Here is a 206-nt window from a genome sequence, read left to right on the forward strand (position 1 = left end):
ACCGTTACTGTGGCAGTATCGGTGCCGCCGTTGCCGTCGTTAATGGTGTACTCGAAGGTGGCGTCTCCGGTGAAGCCGGACTCGGGGGTAAAGATAACGTTGCCGTCGGCGTCGAGTTCTACTGTGCCGTTGCTGGGGTTGCTGACGCTTTCGATGCTGAGGGTGTCGTTTTCCGGGTCGGTGTCGTTCCCCAACAGGGCAGCAGG

The 206-nt window shown here is 60.2% G+C and carries 1 protein-coding gene; it reads right to left on the reverse strand.

Translation table 11 applies throughout. The features are described from left to right. On the reverse strand, positions 1–206 hold a 206-nt coding region (locus LKE08_RS19705; RefSeq protein ID WP_324705960.1), incomplete at both ends, for an Ig-like domain-containing protein.

The organism is Lyngbya sp. CCY1209 (assembly GCF_035615495.1).
Classification (GTDB): Bacteria; Cyanobacteriota; Cyanobacteriia; order Cyanobacteriales; family Microcoleaceae; genus Limnospira.